Source organism: Bacillus cereus group sp. BfR-BA-01349 (genome assembly GCF_022663795.1).
In the GTDB taxonomy this organism is placed as follows: domain Bacteria; phylum Bacillota; class Bacilli; order Bacillales; family Bacillaceae_G; genus Bacillus_A; species Bacillus_A cereus.
Genome location: NZ_JAKUGE010000097.1, coordinates 1 through 3,639, shown reverse-complemented (window position 1 = coordinate 3,639; position 3,639 = coordinate 1). Strand labels below are relative to the sequence as shown.

The window sequence follows — 3,639 nt, the reverse complement described above, 5'->3', positions numbered from 1 at the left end:
AACGCCATCCTTTCCTATGATTCTACAAAAAGAATAGCGTATTTTTTCATTTTAGGGGGTTTTTTGTTTTGTTAGCTTGATAGCAATGTGGCGGTACCCCAATTATGAAGAAATCAAGAAATACAGTATACATATTGAGATTATAGTAAACTAAAATCTTATAAAACTCCTAAACTAAAAGATTATGAACAGACTAAAATTGGACGGATTTTCTATTTTAGAGTATAGAAGTATAACTGGATATCGTGTGAAGGTGGGCTTGTTATTATTCCTTCTTTCCATTCGAAAGGGATAATAACAAGAAATTTGCAAGAGCTGTTGTGTGTGAGATTTCAGCATACGCACTGAGAAAGCAATTCGAAAAAAAGACAACAAAAAAACCCACGCTTCACCGTCACAAGTACAAGCGTGAATCTAGAAAAAGATAATGCATAATAACAGCCACCTTGACAATAGCAGTTATGAGAAGGGGTGTTGACAGCATCTCGTCTTTTTTTAGTTTATGCAATTCAGTTAAGTACTATACTGTATATATATTGGATATGAATTCAATATATGTCTAATCATTATAAAAATAACACATAAAAAAAAGTCAATTATTCAACTTATAAGACGTAATAAAATAAAAAAATCAAAAAATAAATAATGCTAACAATAGTACACCTTATTTTAATTATATATTTTCAATTCTAGTAAGTGCACTTATTTTTTAAATAACCTATTAAGACAATATAGGAATTGAGTGTATAAGGTATTAGATGAAACTTAACATCAATCTAAAATAATAACATACATGTAAACAATATTTACATTTGAGAAAAGGAGAAAAATTAGTTTGTAAATTTCGAAAACCAAGATATGATGAATTTATATTAAATTATACAAATGTAAGGAAGTGAATGTTTTGCTAATTTATATTAACAGTGGATAGGAATTTGTTTTCGTGCTAGGTATCAATTTAATTTGTTCTATAAGATAAGTGAAGTACGATCAAAATGAATACTTTTGTGTATTAGATCAATAGGTAAAATAATAATAAATTTTATATTTGAACCTTAAAAAATTATTTAATCAAATCTTTTTCACTTTAAAAACAAAATATCCAGAAAAAACAATAGTTAACGGAGGGGTAATAATGAAATACAAGTCATCAAAAGTAGCAATGTGTACATTATCAGCTTTAATGCTTTCGACAATCGCCACTCCAAGTATATCTGTTTTCGCTGCAGAAACAACTTCGTCACATGCGGTTACTAATCAGCAAACAATTACGCAGCGTGCAGAATCTTATATTGATATTGTGCACAATAGAATGAAACAAAGAGATATTGAATCAAAAATGACAGGTAAATCCATTAATATGCAAGAACAAATAATTGATGGATGGTTTTTAGCTAGATTTTGGATATTTAAGGATCAAAATAATAGTCACCAAACAAATAGATTTATTTCATGGTTTAAGGATAATTTGGCTAGCCCAGGAGGGTATGATAGTATCGCTGAACAGATGGGCCTAAAAGTAGCAGCATTAAATGATATGGATATATCAAATGTAAATTATACTTCTAAGACAGGGGATACTATATATAATGGTGTTTCAGAATTAAAAAATATCACAGGAACAACTCAAAAAATGAAAACAGATAGTTTTCAAAGAGATTATACAAAATCCCAGTCAACTTCAATCACCAATGGATTACAATTAGGATTTAAAGTTTCAGCTAAAGGAATAGTGGCCTTAGCCGGTGCGGATTTTGAAGCAAGTGTAAACTATAATTTATCCACTACCGCAACTGAAACCAATACAATATCTGATAAATTTACCGTTCCTTCACAAGAAGTCACATTAGCGCCAGGACATAAGGCGATCGTAAAACATAGTTTGAAGAAAATGGTATACTCTGGAACGCATGATTTAAAAGGAGATTTAACAATTACTTTTAATGATAAGGATTTAGTTCAAAAATTTATTTATCCAAATTATAAAGCTATTGATTTATCTAATATTCGTAAAGCAATGACAGAAATTGATGAATGGAATCATGTAAAACCTACCGATTTCTATCAATTAGTTGGGAATAAAAATTATATAAAAAACGGGGACACTTTATACATCGAAACACCTGCTAAATTCACTTTGAATGGAGGCAACCCTTATTATACAGCAACCTTTACGGAATATGATGAAAATGGAAATCAAGTCAAAACAAAGCGTTTAAATAACAAATAAGTTACTTAAAGGTAATTCATTAACAATGTATCCATTATATAATTAATTTATAAAAATAAAGTTTTAAAATTAAATCAGTTATAATTTTCTTACACAAAAAACAAAAAGAAGACTTAGAATTCTAGGACTTATTTTTGTTTTTTGTTTATATCCAATTCATCACATTTATTTGCATGATAATACTAAGACAAATGTTTATGGTGGGACGTTGTATCTCTTACAAAGGTATTCGCTACCAAGATAGATGTATTAGATTTTTCTGATGCAGAGATTCAAAAGGCTCTCACATGTAAGAAAAAAGCTTAGTACAGGTACTAAATTTCTAAATCATTTGACTTTGCAAGTTGATTCGTAAAAAAGATAAGAGCATTAAATCCATTCATTTGGGTGATAAAGTGAAAAATGGTGGAAAAAATTTAGAGATTAAATCAAATAAACCTGCCAACCTAAAAAATATAAACATTAACTTTCTAGGTTATTATAATGGTAGGGGAATTGCTACAATTCATCAGATCAGGATTATAATCAAGAGGTAAATTTGCAGAACATAAAAACTAAAATATAAATGGACGTATCAAATTTAAAAATAATAGGGAAGACAATTATCCAGAGATATATGGCTATATTCAAATAGCTCTAATAGGTCATTATTATGATACTTCAGAAAGATGCTACCCGATTCTCCAACATCTTTTTAAATTTTATTGAATAAGGTGATAAAACCGTGAGATATGTCTACATTTGAACTTGTTTTAGCCGTTGAGTTCAATTATATTGATAGCAATGTAGTTCCTTGGCTGCCACAAAGTTCGCTCTATAGTTTTTAAGATGTATTATGACTTTTTCTTTCTTTTTCTTTAAAAATATTTATCATGTAATGGGTAAACTGCGCAGGCTACTAAATGAGACTTATACTGGCGATCATTTGTCGTAAAATACATTTCAATAGTTAAACAAGTATATATGTACTACGACTTTTAAATTGACAATACTCCAGCAACATGAACATATTTTCCTTTATAACTTTGAATTCGATTTTTTTAGTAGAGTTTTTACCTTCCTTTTAAGATTTAATTTTTTATACTTGACTATATATTTTAACGGTGTAATATTATAGATGTTGGTTAATATTTCTATAAATGGAAGGTGTTTTACAATGTTGACTAAATTGCAAGAAAACTTTTTTAACCGGTTAAAGGTGTCTTGGAAAGAAGATGTAAGCTTTAAAGATATACATGGGATTCTTCTGCAAATGGGATATGTATTACCCTATGAAAATTTAGACGTTATGGACAAAAATATCAAAAAAATTACCAGGGAGAATATCCAAAATAAATTATTATTAACCCATCGTGGAGGGCTATGTTACGAGCTTAATTCCTTATTGTATTATTTTTTAATCGATTGTG

The 3,639-nt window shown here is 28.8% G+C and carries 2 protein-coding genes; both read left to right on the top strand.

Annotation, left to right across the window (positions count from 1 at the left end):
* The first annotated feature begins 1,135 nt into the window (after nucleotides 1-1,135).
* Complete coding sequence (locus tag MR169_RS27765) at nucleotides 1,136-2,230, top strand: ETX/MTX2 family pore-forming toxin (protein WP_086405553.1); 1,095 nt, start codon at nucleotides 1,136-1,138, stop codon at nucleotides 2,228-2,230.
* 1,156 nt (nucleotides 2,231-3,386) lie between these two features.
* Nucleotides 3,387-3,639, top strand: a 253-nt coding sequence (locus MR169_RS27760; protein WP_242320378.1) for an arylamine N-acetyltransferase, incomplete at its 3' end; no start/stop codon positions are given.